The sequence below is a fragment of the Mycobacterium sp. IS-1264 genome (genome assembly GCF_001954195.1).
GTDB lineage: Bacteria > Actinomycetota > Actinomycetes > Mycobacteriales > Mycobacteriaceae > Mycobacterium.
Genome location: NZ_MBES01000034.1, coordinates 26,267 through 46,778 on the forward strand (window position 1 = coordinate 26,267; position 20,512 = coordinate 46,778).

Below are 20,512 nucleotides of genomic sequence, written 5' to 3' on the forward strand. Positions count from 1 at the left end.
TTTCAGGTTTCAGCGCTCCCACGGCGCGGTTTCGTCCATCTTCTTGTAGTACTTGGCCAAGTGGCTCCGGACCCGGTCGATGTCGCTCTTGGGCAAGTCGATGCCGCCCCGCGCGCCGTCCATGATCGCGCCGGCGATCATCACCCCTCGCGGTACCGCTTGCAGCTTGCCGCCGATGACGTCGGCGAACAGCAGCTTGTACCCGGTGAAGTTGTCTTTGTTGTCGCTGTCGTACCAGATGTGGGCATCGCGGTACTTCTGGTTCGGTTTGTCCTCCGCGCCGGCCCACTTCCGGACCCGCTTTTCGGCGGCGCCGCCGTCCCACTTGCGGTCGCGGTCGGCCAGCGGCAGATCCTTGAACGCTGTTACAGACATGTAGGTCGCGTGCCCGCCGCGCCGCTGGGCTAAACGCGGGCTTGCTGTGTTATCCACAGTTGGCGCTTCATCCACAGGTGGGCGTCATTTGCTGAAGAGATTTCGGGCCGGCAACGCTCGTTAGGCGCCACAGAAGTGGCTGTGGCCATACTTCTGCGAGCACCAGATGTCACCTGCGTTCGCATCGGTGAGTTCGGCGTCGTTCTGGGCCAAGTGGAGGACGGTGGGGCCGTCTGGGGCCACGACGAGCTCGGCCTTCCACGCGGTCTGCTCGTTGATGTAGCCGCCCATTCCGTCGCCCCAGGCACCGATGCGCTGCTCCAACCTGATCGCGAGACCGGGGCCGTCGCCCTGCGTCCAGCGCATCGTCCACCTCTCGCCGTCGCGCGCGCTGGACCCGACCACGATCGTCCCGGTGCCGTCGGGCGCGATCGTCATCATGCTCAGGTGTCTCTGCCAGTCTCCGACGTAGTCGCCACGCGACGTCTGCATCGGCGGGATGTCCGCCGGATTGGCGTTGGCGACCGAGGCACCAGTAATGAGGGCGGCCGCTACTGCGGTGAGCGCCACGATCGAGCGGGCAGTAATTTTCGCCATGGAATGTCCCTTCTGGGTAGCTCCTGGATGTGCAGTGCCAGGCGCGGGTCGTTAGCTGTTGCCGCATGTGACGGCCATTCGTGGAAAGAGTCTGGCAGCCGCCTTGCGTAATCCTTGTGCGATTCTTGCGGCGGCCTCAGGCGGCGCATCGACTCCGAGCGTGCACTCAATGCCCCAGGCCCGGAACGATGTCGCCCAGGCTGAAGGTGACCGGCTGTTCGAGTTGTTCGTAGGTGCATGACCGTGGATCGCGGTCGGGGCGCCATCGATTGAATTGGGCGGTGTGGCGGAAGCGCTGGCCTTCCATGTGGTCGTAGCGCACCTCGACGACCCGCTCGGGCCGCAGCGGGACGAATGACAGATCCTTGCCGGCGTTCCAGCGGGAGAACTCGTTCTTGCGCGGCGTGCGCTCGCCGGCTTCGTGGGCCGCCCAATTCCAGGGATGGTCGTCGAAGTCGGTGACCAGCGGCTGCAGCTCAGAAAACAGCCGCCGCCGCTCGGCCATCGGGAAGGCCCCGATGACTCCGACCGACGCCAGCTGGCCATCGTCCTGATACAACCCGAGCAGTAGCGAGCCGATGGCGTCGCCACCGGACTTGTGGACTCGGTACCCGGCGACCACGCAGTCCGCGGTCCGCTCGTGCTTGACCTTGAACATGACGCGCTTGTCCGGCTGATAGGTGATCGCCAGCGGCTTGGCGACGACGCCGTCCAACCCCGCTCCCTCGAATTCCTCGAACCACTGCTGCGCCGTCGTCAGATCGGTGGTGGCCGGCGTGACATGGAACGCGGGCCCGGAATCGGCCAACGCCTCGACGAGGGCCGCGCGCCGCTCTTCGAATGGCCGCTGCGTGTAGTCGTCATCGCCGACGGCGAGCAGATCGAACGCGATGAAGGACGCCGGTGTCTTCTCGGCGAGCATTCGCACCCGCGAATCGGCCGGGTGGATGCGCTGCTGCAGCGCCTCGAAGTCCAGGCCGTGGTCGGTGGCGATGACGATCTCGCCGTCGATCACACAGCGCCGCGGCAGCTCGGCCTGCGCCGCCGCGACCAGCTCGGGGAAGTACCGGGTCATCGGCCGCTCGTTCCGGCTGCCCAGCTCCACTTGATCGTGGTCGCGGAAACAAATGGACCTGAACCCGTCCCACTTCGGCTCATATGACGCATCGGGCGGGATCGACCGCACCGACTTGGCCAGCATCGGCGAGATCGGCGGCATCACGGGCAAGTCCATTGGTTCATTGTGGCGTGCGACATGTTGGAATCGTGGTGTGGCCGCACCAGCAGAAGAGGTCGACGTCGACGGCATCGCGGTTCGGCTGACCAATCCGGACAAGGTGTATTTCCCCCAACTCGGGTCGAACGGCACCAAGCGGCGGCTCGTCGAGTACTACCGCGCCGTGGCGGGCGGGCCGATGCTGGACACGCTGCGGAACCGCCCCACCCACCTGCAGCGCTTTCCGGACGGCATCGACGGCGAGGAGATCTATCAGAAGCGGGTGCCGCAGCATCATCCCGATTACCTGGAGACCTGCCGGGTGACGTTTCCGTCGGGGCGCACCGCCGACGCGTTGAAGGTGACCCACCCGGCGGCGATCGTGTGGGCCGCGCAGATGGGTACCGTCACGCTGCACCCGTGGCAGGTGCGCTGCCCCGACACCGAACACCCCGACGAGCTGCGCATCGATCTGGACCCGCAGCCCGGCGTCGCCTTCGAGCAGGCCCGCACGGTGGCGGTTGACGTGCTGCGCCCCCTGCTCGACGAACTCGGTCTGATCGGTTATCCCAAGACGTCCGGGGGCCGCGGGATCCACGTGTTCCTACGGATCGCCACCGACTGGGACTTCATTCAAGTGCGCCGGGCGGGCATCGCGCTGGCCCGTGAGGTCGAGCGTCGCGCACCGGATTTGGTCACCACCTCGTGGTGGAAGGAGGAGCGCGGCGAGCGCATCTTCATCGACTTCAACCAGAACGCCCGCGACCGCACCATGGCGTCGGCCTATTCGGTGCGGCGCACCCCGATCGCCACCGTGTCGACACCGCTCACATGGGACGAGCTGGCCGGCGCCCAGCCCGACGACTACACGATGGCGACCGTGCCCGATCTCGTGGCCGGCCGCGACGACCCTTGGGCCGCAATGGATTCCGTTGCCCAGTCTATTGCGCCGCTGCTGGAAATGGTCGAGGCCGACGAACGGCGCGGCCTTGGCGACATGCCCTACCCGCCGAACTACCCGAAAATGCCCGGCGAACCGAAACGCGTTCAGCCGAGCCGCGACACGGACCTCAAGGACAAGTGAAACTAGAGCCGATCGGCTGCAAATGCCGCGGCCTGGTTGGTCATCCCGGACTGAACATACAAAACGTGTGAGGTCGGGTTTCTGCCTTCGGAGCAGATCGGGTCGTCGGGAACGCACAGGTCAATCGTCTTGGGGCGGTAGAGCGGGCTGATCGTCGGAAGCCGGCCGCCCCCAAGCGTTCTCGCGAAGTTACTTTCTGGATTGCCGAAGACGGCGACCGCGGCGACATGACTCGCTGCCTGGGGCGGCAGATTGTCGGTGGTCATATCGATCACGCCCGCGCCTTGCGAGTACCCGCCGAGCACGATTCTGGTGTTGGGACAGTTCGCAACCGTTGCCTGGACATGACCGCCCGCATCGCCGGCCCCGGCCAACGAACTCCGCACGAAATCGTTGGTGGCGGGGTAGTTGACCGCGTATACGCCGACGGACCGGCCCCCAACACGCGACCTAAGGGAGTCCACGAATGCCTGGCCGACCCCTCCGACGCCGGGAGGTTCGTTGGTGCCGCGAGCGAATACCACCTCGACGTCGGGACACGGGGCGGCCACAGCGTAACGGGTATCGATGAACGCGCTCAGCGGCGTCCATGTGATTACCACCGCCGCACACAGGACGCGAGCGATGCTTCGTGCGCGCATTGCCACCGATGCGAAGTCTAATCGCAGGCGTGCGCCGTCATACCTCGCCGCCGTGACGGCCGGACATGCAAAACAACAGATTTGCGAACACGACGGGCTGGCTCACCTGCATGGCCACGGTCACCACCTCGTAGTCCGGAAACGTGGACACGCCTGCACCAGGCATCGTTTTCAAGACGTCAGCCCAATGTGCCTGATCGTCGTTGTTGGTGGCGGCATAGAGCTTCATGTCCGACGCGCAGAACGGAAAAAGCTCGCCGGCCGCGACGGCTTCGGCGATCGCCGTCGCGACGCCCGGTTTTTCTGTTATCCGGTAGTCGTCCAGGCTGATCACGCCACGCGGGCCGGCGTGCTTGGCGACGAGCTTGATGTCGCCCCGGGCGCGCTCATAGCTGTGGCCCCCGTCGATGTGCATGAAACGCAACGACGGGAGGTCGGTCAATTTCGCTGAGTCACAGATTCTGACGTCGAGTTGTCGTCGACTGTGAAACTGATCCCAGTTGCGGCAGAACGTCTCGACGTCCAGACCGCCATAGGGTTCCCGGTCCTCGATGGGAATGTCTTCCTGCGACATCACCTTTTCGAACAGATCGCACGCGATGAGGCGCTCGTCGGGGCGCAGGCCGCAACCCATCAAAATGGCTGATTTACCCTGGTAAACCCCGATCTCGAGCATGTGTCCCTCGACCCCGCCGTCCAGCTGGTGGCCCAGGATGAAGTCGAACAGCATGAAGTCGGCGGGGTAGAAGAAGCCGGGAATTTGTGCGGACGCGCGCGCATATCGTGCGGCGGTCTCGAGCTTCAGCATTGATGCAAGCGTACAACTCGGCGCTGCGCACTGAAACAGGTTCTCGCAGCGATCTTTTGGGGCGAAGGGCATCGCTGCGTTACATTTGCCGCGATGAAGTTTGCGCTGGCAACCTTGGGAAGTCGAGGCGATGCCGAGCCGTACGCAGCCGTCGGTCGGGAGCTGCAGCGTCGAGGTCACGAAGTACGCATGGCGGTCCCGCCCGCCTATCTCGGGTTTGTCGAATCGGCCGGGCTTGCCGCGGTTCCCCATGGCGCGAACTTGGTCCGCAAATTCGCGCCGATGCCGAATCCGATCAGCATGATGTGGGAAATCTTGCGGGATGTCACCCAATACTGGCCGGAGGTGGGTACGGCCCTGACGTCGCTGGCGGACGGGGCCGATCTGCTACTGGCCGACCCGAGCCAACAGGGGCTGGCCGCCAATGTTGGGGAGTACTACGACATTCCGCTGGCGACGCTGCACTTCTACCCGATCGAGGCCGGTGGTCCGGGCATAACCCAAGACGCGGAGGACGCCCACCGGCGGGAACTGGGCCTGCCGGAGGAAACGGGACCCTCGCAATGGCTGGAGATCCAGGCCTACGACGAGCTGTTCTTTCCCGGGCTGGCCGCCGAATGGGCGAAGCGCGGCCTCCGACGGCCCTTCGTCGGCGGGCTGACGCTGGAGTTGCCGATGGATGTCGACGACGAGGTCGCGTCGTGGATTGCCGCGGGCACACCGCCGATCTACTTCGGCTTCGGCAGCGTCCGAGTCGCGTCTCCCGATGACGCGGTCGCGATGATCAGCGCGGCCTGCGCGGAGCTAGGTGAGCGGGCGTTGATTTGCAGTGGCGCAAGCGATTTCACCGACATCTCGCAACCCGAGCACGTCAAGATTGTGGACGCGGTGAACCACTCGGCCGTCTTTCCCGCTTGCCGCGCGGTCGTTCACCACGGGGGCCCCGGCACCACGTTCGCGGGCATCCGGGCCGGAGTCCCGACCCTGATCCTCTGGGTTTCGGTCGATCAGCCGATGTGGGGGGCCGCGGTCAGCCGACTGGAAGCCGGGACCGCGCGCCCCTTCTTCGAGACCACCCAGAAGTCGTTGGTCGCAGATCTGCGGTCCATCCTCACCACGCAGTGCATCAGTCGGACCCGCGAGATCGCCGCCCAGATGACCACACCCGCCGAAAGCGTCACCGCCGCTGCCGAGCTCCTCGAAGACGCCGCCCGCACCGGGCGCGGCCCCTAGCCCGGCGGATACGGCGCGCCGGGCCGCGGTCCAAGCGGGCCAGGCGGTCCCGGTGGGCCAGGCGGCGATGGCGGCCCGAACGGCCGATCCGGACCACCCGGCCCGGGCGGCGGTGGTGGCCCGGGTTGCCCGGGCCACGGGGGCGGCGGCGGGGGATCGGCGCTCGCGACAGCGGCCCCGAAGCCCGAGATCCCGAGAACACCCGCGAGCAGGGAACCAGCGATGAACCGTTTGATCTTCATGCTTGGCCTACCTCCCCGTGCCGGGCGCGGGCGTGCCGGGCGCTGGGGCCGAAGGCGGACCGCCGGGTTCGGGGAGCGACGCGTGCCCCGGTTGCGGCGGCGGTGCGAGGCCGGGCCCGGGTGGCGGCGGGCCCCAGCCCGGTGGGATCGCCCAGGCCGGTGGCGGCGGCGGTGGTGGTGGCATGCCGAAGGGTCCGGGTGGCGGTCCCCACGCCAACGGAAGCAACAGCGCGGTCAGGATCGCGCCCACGATCAGGCCGGCGGCGCCGGCGCCGACCGCGACGCCGACCGGGTGCCGTTGCACGACAGATGGTGCCTCGCTCGTGCGCTGTGATGGTTGCTCGTCGGTCATGGCCCCTCCAGGTTGTGTGTACATTGCGATGCCGGCGAAGCTAGGAAGCGAATCTGAAGCCAACCTGAAGACATCGCGCAAGGGCCTGGTTTCTTCAGGTTGATTTCAGGAAGCGGCCGAGAATGAGGGCATGAGCGATCGTTTCGGCTCCCACCGTCCACCGCGGCGCGCCGGGGCGCGCGTTCTGGTCGTCGAGGACTCAGAGACGATCCGCGAAATGGTGTGCGAGGCGCTGACCGACGTCGGGTATCTCACCGCGGCCCGACCAGACGGCGCGGGCCTGGAAGACGTTCTGGAAGGATTTCGTCCCGACCTGGTGGTCCTGGATGTGATGATGCCCGGCCGCGACGGGTTCGAGTTGATCGATGTCGTCCGCGACTGGGGCCAGGCCGGGATCGTGTTGCTCACCGCCCGTGACGGCCTGCCCGACCGGCTGCGCGGGCTCGACGGCGGCGCCGACGATTACGTCGTCAAACCCTTCGAGCTCGCCGAGCTGATCTCGCGCGTCGGCGCGGTGCTGCGCCGCCGCGGCCGGCTACCCGCCGTCGTGCAATGCGGCGACCTGACGTTGGATCTCGACGCCTCGGTGGCCGCGCGGGCTGGATCACCGCTGGACCTGACCGCCACCGAACTGCGGCTGCTCGGGTTCCTGATCGAGCAGCGCGGCCGCATTGTGAGCACCGGGCAGATCCTGAGCGCGGTCTGGGGCTATGACGCCTACGACGCCAACCTGGTGCATGTCCACGTCAGCGGCCTGCGCCGCAAACTCGAGGCCCACGGACCCCGCATCCTGCAGACGGTGCGCGGCATCGGCTACCGCCTGCAACCGATCCGCCAATGAGCGACCAACGCGCGGCGGCGCCTACCCGCACGCCCTCGTTGCACCGCCGGGTCGCCCTGATGGTGCTCGGTGTGCTCGGCGTGCTGTTGGTGGTGCTGGGCCTCACCATCGACCTGCTGCTCGGCGCGCAGACCCGCCGCGACCTCCACGACCGGCTGATGGCCACCGCCGCCCGCGCCGACGCGCTGGCCGCCGCCAACGTCGCGCCCGATCGCCTGGTGGCACAGCTCGAGGGCGGAGGAATCCGCGCGCTGCTCGTCGCCGCGGACGGAACTACGTACGGCGACCACTCCATCCGGCCCGACACGACCAGCGGGCCCACAGAACCCCCGCCTGCGCCGCCTCCGCCCCCGCCGCTACCACCGGGCTGGCCACCGCCGCCGCCGGGCTGGCCTCCGCCGCCGCCGCTGCCGCCGGGCTGGCCACCGCCCCCACCGCCGCCCGGCGGGCCACCGGATGCCACCGCCACCGTCGTGGTGCACCCGCTGAAGTCGGGCGGGCGGGTGATCCTGGTCGCTGACACGACCCAAACCACCGCGTTGATCCGGCGGCTGCGCGAAGTTCTGGTGGCCGGCGGCCTGATCACCCTGCTCGTGGCTGGTCTGCTGGTCACCGCCGTGACGCGCGCCGCCCTGCGACCTCTGGATCGGCTGACGTCCCTGGCGCGATCGATTACCGGCGGCGACCGCGGCAGGCGGCTCCGACCCGACCGCGTCGGAACCGAACTCGGCCGCGCGGCAGCAGCTTTCGACGGCATGCTCGACGCGCTGGAAGCCTCCGAACGGCGCACTCGGCAATTCCTCGCCGATGCCGCCCACGAACTGCGCACACCCATCGCCGGTATTGGCGCCGCCGCGGAACAACTGATGGCGGCTGCGGCCCAACGCGGTGACGACGCGGTTGCGAAGGGCCAATACCGCCGCGCGGCAATGCTTTTGGCCGAATCCCGCCGGGCCGGTCGACTGGTCGCCGACATGCTGGACCTGAGCCGCATCGATGCCGGGGTCGCCCTGGACCTCTCCGATGCCGACCTCGTCGAGATCGCCGAAGCCGAATGCGAGCGAGCGGCCGTCCTCTCCCCGGACATCACCATCACCCGCACCGGCGAGCCGGGCGTGCCGGTGCGCGCCGACCGGACCCGGGTCGCCCAGATTGTGTCGAATCTCGTCGACAACGCCCGCCGATACACCCCGCCCGGCGGGCGCATCGTGATCGACGTGCGCAGGGCCGGGCCGCATGCCGAGTTGACCGTCACCGATTCGGGCCCCGGGATCGGCGACTCCGACCGTGAGCGGATCTTCGATCGACTAGTCCGCCTCGACGTTGCCCGCGACCGTGACCACGGTGGCGCCGGGCTGGGACTGCCGATCGCCAGAGCGTTGGCGCGCGCTCACCGTGGCGATCTTGTCTGCCTACCCAACGATCAGGGTGCGCGCTTCCAGCTCACCTTGCCGCTCGAACATCGGCGCGCGGCCAGCCAGAACCGCGATGAGCGCGCCCGCCACACCCGCGACCGGCGTGACCATCGACGGCCCGGAGAGCACGAAGTAGCCGAACGCGACGCCAACGGAGAGTAAAGCCACCCGCATGGGCGTCCAGTGCGCAGTTGAAGGCAGCCGGGATGACAACCGAATGCCCAGCAGCAGCGCGAGGATGTGACCGAAGGCGGTGAAGTCGGCGCCCAGGGCCGCGATCACCGCCACACCGAGCCACCACCCGACCCATGCCGCCCGCCAGCGCGACGGTATCGACGCCGTCAGCGCGCCCAGGACACACACCGCGCCGTAGCTGACCCCCACGTCGCTGGCCCGCGCCACCGACATAGGCAGCCATCCCGCCTTGAGCGCGGCGGCCAAACCTATCGCGACCAACAGCGTTGCGCCGATGTGACCGACCGTGAACGTGAGGACCAAACCCCTACTGCGCCAGATTAGTTCGCCAAGCGCCAGCAGGCACACCAAGCCCGGCAACCAGACATAGACCGCATCACTGCCGTCGACGAAGGCGCTGCCGACCAGGGTGCCCATGTGGCCGTGCCGCAAATTGTGCAAGTTGGTGCTCATGCGGCTCACGGCGGCCTCGCGCGCATGCGGACCGAGCATGGTCAGCGTAAGAGAGACCCCGATCAGCAACAGTGCGTATCCGGCCGTGACGCGCAATCGCGCAACCGTCGCCTTCATACGTCAACGATGCTGGTTGGCGGCGCGATCGGCCACGTTCTTAACGAAGCTTTCACACCCGTGTGATGAATCTTCACAGATTGTCGCGGGCTCTTGACGAGGCAATCGTGATGCTGCTAGACATGGCCCTGCGCAACAAATTGGGCGATCGCCCAAAAACAGCCCGGAGCGGAGGGTGCAATGGGCCGGATGGACGGCAAGGTCGCGTTCGTGACGGGGGCGGCCCGCGGGCAGGGCAGAAGCCACGCGGTGCGGCTCGCGCGGGAGGGGGCCGACATCATCGCCGTGGACATCTGCCGCAAATTCGAGGCTTCGCCCGCCGACGGCGCGACGCCGGAAGATCTCGACGAGACCGCGGGGATGGTGAAGAACGCCGGGGGCCGTGTCGTCACCGCCGAAGTCGACGTGCGCGATTTCGACGCCCTGAGCGCCGTCGTCGATGACGGCGTCGAGCAGCTGGGTCGCCTGGATGTCATCGTGGCCAACGCCGGTATCGGTACGACGGCGGGAAAGCTGCACAAGGCCGACGAGGCGCTGTGGCAGGAGATGATCGACGTCAATCTGAGCGGGGTCTGGAAGACGGTGAAGGCCGGCGTTCCGCACATCCTGCGGGGCGATCGCGGCGGCTCGATCGTCTTGACGTCCTCGGTGGCCGGTTTCAAGGCCTACCCGCACGTCGGGCATTACGTGGCGGCCAAGCACGGGGTGATCGGCCTGATGCGATCGTTCGCCGTCGAATTGGGTCAGCGGATGATCAGGGTCAACGCCGTTCTCCCGACCCATGTGAATTCGCCGTTGTTGATGAACGAGCAGACGTACCGCGCATTTCGGCCCGAACTGGAAAACCCCGGTCCCGACGATCTCGCGCCGGTGTGCCAGAGCTTTCACGTCCTGCCGATCCCCTGGGTGACCCCCGAAGACATCAGCAACGCCGTGCTGTTCCTGGCCTCCGACGAAGCGCGCTATATCACCGGCGTCGCGCTCAACGTGGATGCCGGCAGCAGCCTGAAGTAAGGAACGCATCGTGACCGTCACCAACGACACGGACGTCTATTACGACCCCTACGACACCGGCATCAACGCCGACCCGTATCCGACCTACGCGCGGCTGCGCGACGAGGCACCGATCTACTACAACGAGCGCTACGACTTCTGGGCGATATCAAGACATTCCGACGTCGACCGGGCACTGGCCAACTGGGAGACATTCTCCAACCGACGCGGCGACATTCTCGAGCTGATCAAGTCGAAGTTCGACATGCCCGGCGGCGTCATGATGTTCCAGGATCCGCCCGAGCACACGGCGCTGCGCGGGCTGATGTCACGGGTGTTCACCCCGCGCCGGATGGCCGAAATCGAAGACCAGATCCGCGCCTACTGCGTCCGGTGCCTGGATCCGCTCGTCGGATCCGAAGGATTCGACATCATCGCCGAGCTCGCGTCGATGATGCCGATGCGGGTGATTGGCATGCTGTTGGGAATTCCCGAGTCCGAGCAGATCTCGGTCCGGGACGCCAACGATGCCAACCTGCGGACCAAGCCGGGCGCCCCGCTCAAGGTAGCGGACGCCGACTCGATCGCCGACGGCCGGATTTACGCCGACTACGTCGAGTGGCGATCGAAGAACCCGTCCGACGACCTGATGACGCAGCTGCTCAACGTCGAGTTTGACGACGACCAGGGCGTGCACCGCAAGCTCACCCGCAAGGAGGTCCTGCACTACACGCAGGTGGTGGCCGGCGCCGGTAACGAGACGACGGGCCGGCTGATCGGCTGGCTGGCCAAGGTGCTCGCCGAGCATCCCGACCAACGTCGGGAGATCTACGAGGATCGGTCGCTGCTGAACCGCACCGTCGACGAGACGCTGCGGTTCGAACCCACCGGCCCCCACGTGGCACGTTGGATGGCAAGGGATTTCGAAATATACGGCACCACCGTTCCGGCCGGGAGCGCCATGCTGCTGCTCTTCGGTGCCGCCAATCGCGATCCCCGCCGCTACACCGATCCGGACACGTTCAACATCCACCGCGACAACATCTCGCACATTACCTTCGGCAAGGGAGTGCACTACTGCCTGGGCGCCAACCTGGCCCGGCTGGAGGGGCGAGTCGCGCTCGACGAGATGCTCAACCGCTGGCCCGAATGGGACATCGACTACGACACAGCGAAATTGGCGCCGACGTCCACGGTTCGCGGCTGGGAGCGGCTGCGGGTGGTGCTGCCCTGAGGTCAGCCGCGACGCGGCTTCGGTGTCGGCATCTCGTACCGGTCCAGCAGGCGGTTGACGAGCGCGACGGCCTCGTCGTGGCCCCCCGAGGTGCCGAGCGCCTGCTCCAAGATGAGCATGCGGCCGATCGACGCAATGACGACGGCGATGCCCGCCGGCGGGAATTCCCTTGTGTCAAGCCCATGTTCGCGGACAACGAAGTTCAGTGCGGTGATCTGCATTTCACGCCACCGCTCCTGCCACGCCGCGATCTCGGCCCGGATCTCCTTGCGGTGGTTGGCCAGGCCCATGAATTCCAGCAGCAGCCGGGTGTCCTTGGGCCCGATCAGGGTGTCCCACAAGGCGTGTAGGGGACGGTCAGAGGCCAGGGCCTTCTTTTGCCGCTCGAGGTACGCGGCGGCGCCGCGGCGGAACACGTCCAGGTATAGCTCGTCCATCGTGGGGAAGTAGTAGTGCACCAACGCCGGTTTCACGCCGGCTTCCGCCGCGACCCGCCGCGAGGTGGCCGCGGCGTAGCCCTCGTCGACCATGATCCGACTCGTCGCGTCGATCAGCATGTCGCGAGTGGTGGAGTCCCGCGTCTTGGGGCGTCGTGATGCGGTCATTCACCTACCTTCGTTGAGCGATTGCCCAAATCGTACTTGACCGTGGTGCGCGTGGGTGATAGGCAGATGAGGGCAACCGGCCTGAGCGATCGCTCAGCTTTCGTGGAAGGTGGGGATTTGAGCCAGAGAACAGCGGTCGTGACCGGCGGTGCGTCGGGGATTGGCCGTGCCGTCGCGGAACGGTTGCGCCGCGACGGATTTCGGGTGGCCGTCATCGATCTGTCGCCCACCGACGACGGGACCGGACACGTCGCCGACGTCACCGACCGCACGCAGGTCGATGCGGCGGTATCGGCGATCCGCGACGAGCTCGGCCCAATCCTGGTGCTGGTCAACGCCGCCGGGGTGGAGGGCTTCAAGAAATTCTTGACCATGTCTTTTCAGGAATGGTCGAGGGTGATCGACGTCAACCTCAACGGCGTCTTCCACACCATCCAGGCCGTGCTGCCCGACATGGTCGAGGCCGGCTGGGGACGCATCGTCAACATCTCGTCGTCCAGCACGCACTCCGGGCAGCCGTTCATGGCCCACTATGTGGCGGCGAAGTCCGCGGTGAACGGGCTGACCAAGTCGCTGGCGCTGGAATACGGGCCGAGCGGAATCACCGTCAACGCCGTGCCGCCGGGATTCATCGACACACCGATGCTGCGCAGCGCCGAGAGCCGGCACCTGCTCGGCGGCACCGTGGAGGATCACATCAATCGCACGCCGGTGCGCCGGGTGGGCAAGCCCGAGGACATCGCCGCGGCGTGCGCGTTCTTTGTCTCCGAGGAAGCCGGCTACATCACCGGGCAGATCCTCGGCGTCAACGGTGGTCGCAACACCTGACGTGCTAGCCGGCGGCGCTGCGCAGCGCTTCGAAGGTGTCGGCGACGGTTTCGGTTGGATCGCGGTAGGTGATGCCGAGTTCGCGCTCGCTGGGCGAATCGTCGGAGGCCGGCATCTGCGTGTAGTACTGCATCCCCGCCGAGGTGAAGGGGGTGTCGAAGGGCAGATACCGGCCCGCCCGATCCAGCATCGCACCCGCTACCCGCAGCGCGGTGTCGGGAATGGGAACGGCAACCATTGGCGTGCCGGCGATTTGGCCGAGCATGGTCGCCAGCTCGGCCGCCGGAACTCGATGCCCGCCCGCGGTGTAGCGGCGCGGCCCGCGGCCCGGCTCCAAAAGCGCCGCGTGCAACGCCGCGAGATCGCGAACGTCGACGACCAACCACGCCGCGCTTCGCCCCGGGATCGCATGCATCTGCAACGCCGCCTTGACGCCCTCGCCCGCCTCGCCGAATTGGTCTCCTACCGGCGGACCGAGAACCATTCCGGGATAGGTGATGTTCACCGGGGCGCCCGCGTCCTGCAGGCCGCGGGCATAGATCTCGACCTGCGCCTTGGACGTCCCGTATCCGTCCGCCCCGCCGACCACCGGCAGGTCCGCCGTCAACGTCTCGAGGCCGGGATGAAACAGCGCGGTGAAGCTCGACACGTGGACGATCGGATCCAGGCCGAGCTCGACGGACTGGCCAAGGACGTTCTGGGCTCCCTGCATGTTCGTGGTCAGCATCTCGTTGGTCTGACGCGGGTCGGTTGCCACCAGGGCGGCGCTGTGCACGACGGCGTCGCAGCCGCGCAGCGCGTCGCGCACCGAGACGCGATCCGTGATGTCCCCGACGGCGAAGTCCGACACGTCGACGCCCAGCTTGGCGACCGAGGTCTGCAGCCGATCGGGATTTCGCACCAGGAACCGGATGGAATGTCCGGCGTCAGAGATCAGCTTGGCGGTCCAGCCGCCCACGAATCCGGTCCCGCCCGTGATCAGAACGTGCATCGTGCGATTCTCGCAACGGCCGCGCGCCCTCAGGCGCCAGGGGTATTACAGATGACCGGCGGCGAAGTCCGCGGCTTGGTCCGTCATGCCGTTCACCCCGTACATGACGTGCGCGGCGTTGTCGTTGCCGGTACCGCAAATGGGGTCGCCCTGCGCGCACAATTCGAGGGTCTTGGGCTTGTACAGCGGGCCGATGGCGATCGGCGGCGCGCCATACTGCGCCAGCCATTGGTCGGAAGGCTTCCCGAACAGTGTCACCGCGGCCACGTGGTTCGCGATGTCCGGCGACATCGGCTTCGGCACCAAATCAGCGGGTACCCCCGGCGGTACGGCGGCCGAGGTGGTGTAGCCGGCCACGGCCGCACCCTGCGAGTATCCGCCGAGGACCTCGCGGGTCTTGGGGCAGTTCGCCGCCATGGATTGGATGTGAGAGCCGGCGTCGCGAATCCCGTCGATCACGGTCAACGGGAAATTGGGATTGCTGAAATCGGTGCTGGCCTCGTAGTTGACCGGATACACCCCGAACGATCTCGCGCCGACGCGCCCGCGCAGAGCGTCGACGAATTGCTGCCCGATGTTGCCGACGCCGGGTGGCTCGCCGGTGCCGCGCGCGAACACGACCTCGACGTCGGGGCACGGGTCGGCCGACGCCGAGGGGGCGGGCGGGCACAGCAGTGCGGACGCGACCAGCACTACACCCGCACCGGCGACCGTCATGATCCGGCGCACGCGTTTGTTGATCAACACCAAGACGTCCATCTTCGCCCTACCGCCTCGCATCATCCGAGCCCCTTGGTATTCGACGCTAATTGCGGTAGGGATTGCCAGAAGGCTCAATTTTCAACCGCGCCGCGCGCCCAATGCCCCCGTGACAAGGCGACCAGCAGGCTTACCCACTTTCTCGAGTAAACCTGCTGGTCTATGGGGTGGCTATTTTCGGAAAGCGTCCTTCACCTTCTCGCCGGCATCCTTCAGGCTGGACTTGGCCTGATCCGCCCGGCCTTCGGCCCGGGTCTCGTCATCGCCCGTGGCCCGGCCGATGGCTTCCTTGGCCCGGCCGCCCACGTCATCGATCTTGTTCTTGATTTTGTCTGTGGTGCTCATCTGTTTCGGCTACCCCGCAGCCCGCGACGTTGAAACCCGTACGGCGATGCCCCGGCCAGACATGCCAACCGCTGTCACCATGGAGTTTGTGAGCACCGCAATCGTGGTGGCAATAGTGGCGACGCTGATGCTGCTGGGTATCAGCATGGTCGTCAATCAGCTTCTTCGGCTGAGGAAGTTTTTGAGGGAAGCGCCGCCCGATGTGGCCCCGGGCGCCGACGTGCGCGAACCCCCCGACGAACCCCACTGCTAGCTTCATTCTCAATGTCGACTCTGCTGCTCACCGACGACGGCCTGCCGCCCCATGTGTGCGGCGCCGCCGATCCGCATTTCGCGAACGTCGTCAAGTCGTTCGCCCAGCGCTTTCCCGGGCGGCGGTTGGGTGGGGGAGCCCTCTGCGTCTACATCGACGGCCGGCCCGTCGTCGACGTCTGGACGGGGTGGTCGGACCGGGCGGGCACCGAGCCGTGGACCGCGGACACCGGCGCGATGGTGTTCTCGGCGACCAAGGGCGTCGCCTCGACGGTGATTCACCGGTTGGCCGATCGTGGCCTGTTGTCGTATGACGAGCCTGTCGCCGAATATTGGCCCGAGTTCGCGGCGAATGGGAAAGCCGAGATCACGGTTCGCGATGTCTTGCGGCATCGATCCGGGTTGTCGCATCTGAGGGGCGTCACCAAGACGGAGTTGATGGATCACCTCCTCATGGAGCAGCGCCTGGCCGAGGCGCCCCTTGATCACCTGCGGGGCGTGCAGGCGTATCACGCGCTGACCTATGGCTGGCTGTTGTCCGGTCTGGCCCGCGCGGTCACCGGCAAAGGCATGCGGGAGTTGATCCGCCAGGAGATCGCGCGCCCGCTCAACACCGACGGCCTGCACCTCGGCCGTCCGCCCGCCGCTTCGCCCACCAGGGCGGCGCAGATTTTGATGCCGCAGGGCAAGTGGCGCATGCCGGTGCTCAAGTTCGTCGCACCGCGGGTGGCCGGTCTGCCGCTCTCCGGGGCCCTCGGCGCGATGTATTTCCCGGGGGTCATATCGCTGGTGAAAGGCGACACCGCGTTCCTGGACGGCGAGGTGCCCGCGGCCAACGGCGTGGTGACCGGGCGCGGCCTGGCCAAGATGTTCGCGGTGCTCGCCAACGACGGCCGCATCGACGGCAAACGGTACCTGTCCAAGGAGTTGGCGCGCGGCCTGGCGGGTCAGTCGCGGTTCAAGTGGCCGGACGCGAACATGGTGGTGCCCATGCCTTTTCACCTCGGCTACCACGAATCACCGGTTCCCGGACTGCTCAAGGGTTTTGGTCACGTCGGGCTGGGCGGAACGCTGGGATGGGCCGATCCGGAGACTGGCAGCGCGTTCGCATACGTCCACAACCGGCTGCTGACGCAACGGCTGTTCGACATGGGATCGTTCGCGGGGCTGGCGCGTCCGCTGCGCAGCGCGATCGAGGCGGCCCGCCATCAGGGTCCGCTCGAGGTACCGCAGCTGGGTGCGACCTACGCCAAACCCGCCCGGCGACGGGCCGATGCGGCCGCGTCGGGGAGCGCGTAGCTTTTCGGCGCTAGGTCTTGACGAAGCCGCGCGGGAGCGTCAGCGGAAGATCGGCGTAGGTGACGATGCCCGGTGCCGAGGCGACGACGGCGGGGATGGCGTTGATCGCGGGCACCGCGGTCATGATGTGCCCGAGGTCCATGAAGTCGGCGATCGTCTCCGCCTGGAAATACGGCGGCGGCAGGAAGCCGACCTTGGTGGTGACCGTGGGCTGCCCGTCGATCTGGACGACCCAGCCGTCCTGTTCGATCTTCCAGTCGGGTTCGAGCGTCTGGCCCTTGCGCCACCGGACATTGAGGTCGATCAACGTCTTGCCGTCGACGATGCCCTGCCAGCTGATGTAGACGCCCGCCACGCATCCCGCTTCGATGGTCCAGGACGCCATTTCGAGATCGGCTGTGGTCTGGGCGAATTCGGCCACGCAGCGGACCTCGTCGAGCTCGACGCCGAGCGCGTCGCCCACCAGCTGGACCGCCTCGCCGAAAATCGCCGTCCCCTTGGCGGCCATCTGCTGTAGCTCGGGATGGTCGATCGGCTGGCCGAAGCCCACCGGCTTCTCGGTGTCGGGCGAGTCGTAGAACGTCGTGTCGGCGGCCTCGTTGACGGTGACCTTGTCGATCCGGTTGCACACCATTGCCGACACGATGGCCAACAGTTCGGCGAAGCCCGGACTCACGCCCGACCCGAAGAGCGTCGAGCCGCCCTTCTCGCAGGCCTCCACCAGCCGGTCGCGGCCGTCGCCGAGGTTGCGCCCGGTGATGAAGGACGCCGTTGTGACGACGTTCACGCCGGCCGACAGAATGCGGACCAGCTCGGCGACGTCGAACCACATCGGGTTGTAGACCACGCAGTCCGGTTTCAGGGCGAGCAGCGCGTCGACGTCGTTGGTCGCCGCGATCCCGAGCGGCGCAATGCCGACCAATTCGCCGGCGTCGCGGCCGACCTTGTCCTTTGACCAGGCATAACAACCCACCAGCTCAAGGGTGGGGTTATCGGCGATGGATTTCAGCGAGCTCTTGCCGACGTTTCCGGTGTTCCACTGAACGACGCGATAGGTGTTTGGCACTCGCTCAGCATAGGGAATCGACCCGAATCTTAGTAGGCCTTAGTAGGCGGATTCGGCGGCGAGGATCTCGGCCAGGAAGGCGTCGTCGCCGGGGCGGTCCAGCCGCGTTCGCGCCCAGCGACGCACCCGCTCCCGCGTTTCGCGCGTCTCCGCCGCGGCGTCGGCGCCGACGGTCACCGAGGTCGCCGTCCAGTCGTGATCCCAGGCCGCCGATTCCGTCATGGGCTGCTGGTCGTTGACCAACGGAAGGGTGGCGCGGCCGGCGGCGTCCAGGACACCGGCGCCACTGATGGCCCCCGACCGCAGTCGCACCTCTATGCCGATGGCCGGGTCCGGCCCGATGACGGCCGCGCGCACAACGGCGATCGGCGCCGCGCCGGCCGCCTCGACGCTCCACTCGACGGTGTCCTCGGCCGCGTCGAATATCGCAGGCGGAACCGCGCTCCAGTTGATCGACGCGACGCCGCCGGCGACCGCCGTCGTGCCCCGCGTGCCCGCGTCCCCAGCCGCGGCCAGCGCATAGTCGTCCTGATGTCTGCCGGGCATCGACAGTAGGGTGCTCGAATCATCAAGGGCGGCATGCAGTTCCGGCCACCCGATGCCGTCGACGCCGGCGTCGTCGGCTACCCCGGCGCCGGCCCGAACCAGGTCGAGCACCCGCGGATCGTCACTTCGGGCGTGCATGAGCAGGGCCGCGGCGTGCGGCGCCAGCAGCTGCGTGACGTCCGAATCCAGGGTGTCATCGGTGAAGAAGCCCTGCGCCCCGACGGTGAGCAGGGCGACCTCGACGTCGAGCAGGGCACGGTCCAGCCCGGCGATGCCGTCCCGGCGACTGGCGGGCCACCAGCGCCGCAGCCAGTGGCCGAGGGCCAGCCGCCGCAGCGGGTCGACCGATCCGGGCACGATGTCGACACCGGTCAGCTCGACGCTGTGTGCTTGGTCGGTGGCGCCTTCGGTGGCGCCTAAGGTGGATGCCAGCGCGACGTGTCCGGAGTCGCCGAGGACGCGCCAAAGCCAGTCGGCGCGCGCCAGATCGGTGAAGGTGATCTGGGCGGCGCCGGTGGGATCGTCGACCGTCCAGGACAGCACGGCGCCACTGACTTCCAGCACCGCGGTCAGCGGCGTATGTGCGGTGGCGGGGACGGTTCCCCAAAGACCGGAATCGGCAACCAATCTCATCCGGCCACCTGCAATTCCAGCATCGCCTTGATTCGTTGCCGGTGATCCAGGCTCACCGACCGCGCGACCCCCTCCAGCAGGGACCGCACCTCGTCGATGTCGTCGCAGGGTTCCTGCCAGACATCACGCCCGTGCAGGCGGGCCCAGAGCCGGCTCAGGTACGGCTGCGCGTAGTCGCCGAGATCGTCGACGACCTGCCGTTGCCGCGGATGAATTGGGCCGCCTTCGGCGAGATAGCGCCTGGCGTGCAAGACGTATGCCTCCTTGCGCAGCCGCGCCTGGATCTGCGCGGCCAGCCCGTAGTGGCTCATGACGGTGGGGTCCAGCGGCGCCAGCTCGACCGCGACCTCGATGCCGGCCACCAACGTGGCCTGTTTGTCCTCCGACAGCAACCCCCATGGCGCGCTGGCGCGGTCGACCTCCTCTTCGCACAGCAGCGGGATGTCGGGCAACGCGTCGCGGTCGAGGGCGCGCCGCAACGTGGCGCGCACCCGGTCCACCACGCTGCGGTCCAGCGGGCGATCGCTGTCGGAGCCGGCGGATATCTGCGGCTTCCGTTGCGGTGCAACCGAACTCAAGCCAAGCTTGACGATCGACCATGGCAGCTCGGCCGTTTCGGCTCGGGCCAGGGCGCCCAGGTTGTACGGCGTCGGGTCGGCGATCACGGTCGACCACGCGCGTTGACGCGCGGCGGCGGCGCTGTGGCCGGCCGCACGGCCGAGCGCGGTGCCGAGCTCGTCACGGAACCGACCGCCGGTCGACGGGATAGCTGCCGAGGCCCGCACGTCGCCCCAGCTGCGATCGAGCTGTCCGGTGAGCGTGGCGACGACGTCCGGGCTTGCCACGTATTGGCGCAACACCTCGATCGCGGTGCGGTCCCGGCCGAGGTGGATTTCGCTGAGTATCGCGGCCACCGTCTCCTGATCCTCCGGTGCCGGTGGGCCTTTCGTCACCGCGAGCTCGAAGCACACCGGGAAGTACAGCTCCTGGGCGTTTCCCGTGCGGATCCGCTGCCGACGGCGCTCGAGTTTAAGAGCGTCGAACCATGCCGCGGCGGAACGCAATTGGGCAGCGCTTCCGACGATCAGCTGGTGCATGGCGGCGGCCGTCTCGGGATCGACGACGGGGTTCGAATACTGGGGGTTGGACCGCAGCCGCAGCACCAACGGGTCCACGATGCGTTTGACGGTGCGGCTCAACGGGCCGCCGTCGTCGCTGCTGAGCACCTCCACGCCGGGACCGATCGCGCGCCACGCCCGGTCGATCACCGACCTGCGCGGGTGGCCGACCGCGGTGGCAGTCGCCACCTGCGAATCCGCACTCATCAGGACAGGATAGGGGCTTTCCGAAGATAGCGGCAGCGAAAAAGTTGGGTTCGGTAGCCGGTCCGTA

General features: G+C 67.4%; 22 protein-coding genes and 1 pseudogene. 9 read left to right on the forward strand and 14 right to left on the reverse strand.

Going from position 1 to position 20,512, the window contains the following annotated elements; genetic code table 11:
• Positions 1–9 precede the first annotated feature (9 nt).
• From A5744_RS06505 to A5744_RS06515, 3 genes are all read right to left on the reverse strand, one after another.
• Positions 10–375, reverse strand: a complete 366-nt coding sequence (locus tag A5744_RS06505) for a hypothetical protein (protein WP_076059420.1) — start codon at positions 373–375, stop codon at positions 10–12.
• 120 nt (positions 376–495) lie between these two features.
• A complete protein-coding gene (locus A5744_RS06510) occupies positions 496–972 on the reverse strand; it encodes a hypothetical protein (RefSeq protein ID WP_076059422.1) in 477 nt (158 codons plus the stop codon).
• A gap of 166 nt (positions 973–1,138) precedes the next feature.
• Positions 1,139–2,206: an ATP-dependent DNA ligase gene (locus tag A5744_RS06515; protein ID WP_076059424.1), complete on the reverse strand. Its 1,068-nt coding sequence runs from the start codon at positions 2,204–2,206 to the stop codon at positions 1,139–1,141.
• A gap of 37 nt (positions 2,207–2,243) precedes the next feature.
• Between A5744_RS06515 and ligD the strand changes: the two genes are divergently transcribed.
• Complete coding sequence (gene ligD / locus A5744_RS06520) at positions 2,244–3,272, forward strand: non-homologous end-joining DNA ligase (protein ID WP_076059543.1); 1,029 nt, start codon at positions 2,244–2,246, stop codon at positions 3,270–3,272.
• 2 nt (positions 3,273–3,274) lie between these two features.
• Here the strand turns inward: ligD and A5744_RS06525 are convergent, their stop codons facing one another.
• Positions 3,275–3,913, reverse strand: coding sequence for a cutinase family protein (locus A5744_RS06525; protein ID WP_076059426.1), 639 nt, complete (start codon positions 3,911–3,913; stop codon positions 3,275–3,277).
• Between the two features lie 37 nt (positions 3,914–3,950).
• On the reverse strand, positions 3,951–4,721 hold the full coding sequence (locus A5744_RS06530; RefSeq protein ID WP_076059428.1) for a class I SAM-dependent methyltransferase: 771 nt from the start codon (positions 4,719–4,721) through the stop codon (positions 3,951–3,953).
• A 93-nt stretch (positions 4,722–4,814) separates the two neighbouring features.
• Between A5744_RS06530 and A5744_RS06535 the strand changes: the two genes are divergently transcribed.
• A complete protein-coding gene (locus A5744_RS06535; protein WP_076059430.1) occupies positions 4,815–5,954 on the forward strand; it encodes a glycosyltransferase in 1,140 nt (379 codons plus the stop codon).
• 249 nt (positions 5,955–6,203) lie between these two features.
• Here A5744_RS06535 and A5744_RS06545 read toward each other — a convergent pair whose 3' ends face one another.
• Positions 6,204–6,548: a hypothetical protein gene (locus A5744_RS06545; RefSeq protein WP_076059434.1), complete on the reverse strand. Its 345-nt coding sequence runs from the start codon at positions 6,546–6,548 to the stop codon at positions 6,204–6,206.
• A gap of 130 nt (positions 6,549–6,678) precedes the next feature.
• Here A5744_RS06545 and A5744_RS06550 point away from each other — a divergent pair, with 130 nt between their 5' ends.
• On the forward strand, positions 6,679–7,389 hold the full coding sequence (locus A5744_RS06550) for a response regulator transcription factor (protein WP_076059435.1): 711 nt from the start codon (positions 6,679–6,681) through the stop codon (positions 7,387–7,389).
• Entirely contained in the window at positions 7,386–8,966 is a 1,581-nt protein-coding gene (locus tag A5744_RS06555) for an ATP-binding protein (RefSeq protein WP_076059437.1), read from the forward strand. Before A5744_RS06550 ends, A5744_RS06555 begins: the two co-directional genes overlap by 4 nt.
• Positions 8,967–9,080: 114 nt before the next feature.
• Here A5744_RS06555 and A5744_RS25300 read toward each other — a convergent pair.
• A pseudogene (locus A5744_RS25300) lies at positions 9,081–9,569 on the reverse strand (rhomboid-like protein); the annotation flags it as partial.
• Positions 9,570–9,749: 180 nt separating this feature from the next.
• On the opposite strand from A5744_RS25300, the gene A5744_RS06565 reads away from it, so the two are divergent.
• Positions 9,750–10,583 carry a mycofactocin-coupled SDR family oxidoreductase gene (locus A5744_RS06565; RefSeq protein ID WP_076059438.1) on the forward strand — a complete coding sequence of 278 codons (834 nt, stop codon included), beginning with the start codon at positions 9,750–9,752 and terminating at the stop codon, positions 10,581–10,583.
• Between the two features lie 10 nt (positions 10,584–10,593).
• On the forward strand, positions 10,594–11,796 hold the full coding sequence (locus A5744_RS06570) for a cytochrome P450 (protein ID WP_076059440.1): 1,203 nt from the start codon (positions 10,594–10,596) through the stop codon (positions 11,794–11,796).
• A 2-nt stretch (positions 11,797–11,798) separates the two neighbouring features.
• On the opposite strand, the gene A5744_RS06575 is transcribed toward A5744_RS06570, so the two are convergent.
• Positions 11,799–12,401: a TetR family transcriptional regulator gene (locus tag A5744_RS06575; protein ID WP_076059441.1), complete on the reverse strand. Its 603-nt coding sequence runs from the start codon at positions 12,399–12,401 to the stop codon at positions 11,799–11,801.
• Positions 12,402–12,467: 66 nt separating this feature from the next.
• On the opposite strand from A5744_RS06575, the gene A5744_RS06580 reads away from it, so the two are divergent.
• Positions 12,468–13,229, forward strand: a complete 762-nt coding sequence (locus A5744_RS06580) for an SDR family NAD(P)-dependent oxidoreductase (protein ID WP_076059443.1) — start codon at positions 12,468–12,470, stop codon at positions 13,227–13,229.
• A gap of 4 nt (positions 13,230–13,233) precedes the next feature.
• Here A5744_RS06580 and A5744_RS06585 read toward each other — a convergent pair whose 3' ends face one another.
• From A5744_RS06585 to A5744_RS06595, 3 genes are all read right to left on the reverse strand, one after another.
• Positions 13,234–14,220, reverse strand: coding sequence for an NAD-dependent epimerase/dehydratase family protein (locus tag A5744_RS06585; RefSeq protein WP_076059445.1), 987 nt, complete (start codon positions 14,218–14,220; stop codon positions 13,234–13,236).
• Positions 14,221–14,265: 45 nt separating this feature from the next.
• Positions 14,266–14,937 carry a cutinase family protein gene (locus A5744_RS06590; protein WP_076059545.1) on the reverse strand — a complete coding sequence of 224 codons (672 nt, stop codon included), beginning with the start codon at positions 14,935–14,937 and terminating at the stop codon, positions 14,266–14,268.
• A 213-nt stretch (positions 14,938–15,150) separates the two neighbouring features.
• Entirely contained in the window at positions 15,151–15,324 is a 174-nt protein-coding gene (locus tag A5744_RS06595; RefSeq protein WP_076059447.1) for a CsbD family protein, read from the reverse strand.
• An 88-nt stretch (positions 15,325–15,412) separates the two neighbouring features.
• Here A5744_RS06595 and A5744_RS06600 point away from each other — a divergent pair, with 88 nt between their 5' ends.
• A complete protein-coding gene (locus tag A5744_RS06600; protein WP_170874438.1) occupies positions 15,413–15,577 on the forward strand; it encodes a hypothetical protein in 165 nt (54 codons plus the stop codon).
• Positions 15,578–15,588: 11 nt separating this feature from the next.
• Positions 15,589–16,875: a serine hydrolase domain-containing protein gene (locus A5744_RS06605; protein ID WP_076059450.1), complete on the forward strand. Its 1,287-nt coding sequence runs from the start codon at positions 15,589–15,591 to the stop codon at positions 16,873–16,875.
• A gap of 10 nt (positions 16,876–16,885) precedes the next feature.
• Here A5744_RS06605 and A5744_RS06610 read toward each other — a convergent pair whose 3' ends face one another.
• From A5744_RS06610 to A5744_RS06620, 3 genes are read right to left on the reverse strand one after another with little or no spacing between them, the layout of a single operon-like run.
• A complete protein-coding gene (locus tag A5744_RS06610) occupies positions 16,886–17,941 on the reverse strand; it encodes a dihydrodipicolinate reductase (protein ID WP_076059452.1) in 1,056 nt (351 codons plus the stop codon).
• A gap of 39 nt (positions 17,942–17,980) precedes the next feature.
• A complete protein-coding gene (locus A5744_RS06615; RefSeq protein ID WP_076059454.1) occupies positions 17,981–19,120 on the reverse strand; it encodes a hypothetical protein in 1,140 nt (379 codons plus the stop codon).
• On the reverse strand, positions 19,117–20,445 hold the full coding sequence (locus tag A5744_RS06620; protein WP_076059455.1) for a hypothetical protein: 1,329 nt from the start codon (positions 20,443–20,445) through the stop codon (positions 19,117–19,119). Before A5744_RS06620 ends, A5744_RS06615 begins: the two co-directional genes overlap by 4 nt.
• Positions 20,446–20,512 lie beyond the last annotated feature (67 nt).

Excerpts from the sequence above, each read along its gene's own strand:
- A5744_RS06530 (WP_076059428.1), bottom strand. The coding sequence starts at position 4,721 with ATGCTGAAGCTCGAGACCGCCGCACGATATGCGCGCGCGTCCGCACAA.
- A5744_RS06565 (WP_076059438.1), top strand. The coding sequence starts at position 9,750 with ATGGGCCGGATGGACGGCAAGGTCGCGTTCGTGACGGGGGCGGCCCGC.
- A5744_RS06505 (WP_076059420.1), bottom strand. The coding sequence starts at position 375 with ATGTCTGTAACAGCGTTCAAGGATCTGCCGCTGGCCGACCGCGACCGC.
- A5744_RS06545 (WP_076059434.1), bottom strand. The coding sequence starts at position 6,548 with ATGACCGACGAGCAACCATCACAGCGCACGAGCGAGGCACCATCTGTC.
- A5744_RS06580 (WP_076059443.1), top strand. The coding sequence starts at position 12,468 with ATGAGGGCAACCGGCCTGAGCGATCGCTCAGCTTTCGTGGAAGGTGGG.
- A5744_RS06585 (WP_076059445.1), bottom strand. The coding sequence starts at position 14,220 with ATGCACGTTCTGATCACGGGCGGGACCGGATTCGTGGGCGGCTGGACC.
- A5744_RS06555 (WP_076059437.1), top strand. The coding sequence starts at position 7,386 with ATGAGCGACCAACGCGCGGCGGCGCCTACCCGCACGCCCTCGTTGCAC.
- A5744_RS06615 (WP_076059454.1), bottom strand. The coding sequence starts at position 19,120 with ATGAGATTGGTTGCCGATTCCGGTCTTTGGGGAACCGTCCCCGCCACC.
- A5744_RS06525 (WP_076059426.1), bottom strand. The coding sequence starts at position 3,913 with ATGCGCGCACGAAGCATCGCTCGCGTCCTGTGTGCGGCGGTGGTAATC.
- A5744_RS06595 (WP_076059447.1), bottom strand. The coding sequence starts at position 15,324 with ATGAGCACCACAGACAAAATCAAGAACAAGATCGATGACGTGGGCGGC.
- A5744_RS06515 (WP_076059424.1), bottom strand. The coding sequence starts at position 2,206 with ATGGACTTGCCCGTGATGCCGCCGATCTCGCCGATGCTGGCCAAGTCG.
- A5744_RS06575 (WP_076059441.1), bottom strand. The coding sequence starts at position 12,401 with ATGACCGCATCACGACGCCCCAAGACGCGGGACTCCACCACTCGCGAC.
- A5744_RS06620 (WP_076059455.1), bottom strand. The coding sequence starts at position 20,445 with ATGAGTGCGGATTCGCAGGTGGCGACTGCCACCGCGGTCGGCCACCCG.
- A5744_RS06510 (WP_076059422.1), bottom strand. The coding sequence starts at position 972 with ATGGCGAAAATTACTGCCCGCTCGATCGTGGCGCTCACCGCAGTAGCG.
- A5744_RS06535 (WP_076059430.1), top strand. The coding sequence starts at position 4,815 with ATGAAGTTTGCGCTGGCAACCTTGGGAAGTCGAGGCGATGCCGAGCCG.
- A5744_RS06605 (WP_076059450.1), top strand. The coding sequence starts at position 15,589 with ATGTCGACTCTGCTGCTCACCGACGACGGCCTGCCGCCCCATGTGTGC.
- A5744_RS06590 (WP_076059545.1), bottom strand. The coding sequence starts at position 14,937 with ATGACGGTCGCCGGTGCGGGTGTAGTGCTGGTCGCGTCCGCACTGCTG.
- A5744_RS06550 (WP_076059435.1), top strand. The coding sequence starts at position 6,679 with ATGAGCGATCGTTTCGGCTCCCACCGTCCACCGCGGCGCGCCGGGGCG.